1 tRNA gene is annotated in these 338 nt (G+C 47.0%); it reads left to right on the top strand.

Going from position 1 to position 338, the window contains the following annotated elements:
* Positions 1-33: 33 nt before the first annotated feature.
* A tRNA-Ala gene (locus PQR42_RS45690) sits at positions 34-109 on the top strand.
* Positions 110-338 lie beyond the last annotated feature (229 nt).

The raw sequence follows: 338 nt of genomic DNA on the forward strand, positions 1-338 counted from the left end.
TATCAACAGGTAGAGATTTATCTGTGCATGACTGGGGGATTAGCTCAGCTGGGAGAGCACCTGCTTTGCAAGCAGGGGGTCGTCGGTTCGATCCCGTCATCCTCCACCAATCCTCAATGCGTAGCGTTCTGCAAGCAGTCAAAGCAGAGTGCTGTGCATTGGCGATTGAGCCAGTCAGAGTGATATGAAGCAGAGCTTTATATCGGCTGTCGTTCTTTAACAATCAGGAAGAAGTAGTAAAGAGATTCACGAAAGGATGCTTAGAGATGGGTGTCCGAGTAGGTGAATCAGGGTTGTGATTGTATCAATGTATTTTAAAGGTGATCGAAAGATTGCCC

Origin of the sequence: Paraburkholderia sediminicola, assembly GCF_046027355.1 — a bacterium.
Lineage (GTDB): Bacteria > Pseudomonadota > Gammaproteobacteria > Burkholderiales > Burkholderiaceae > Paraburkholderia > Paraburkholderia sediminicola_B.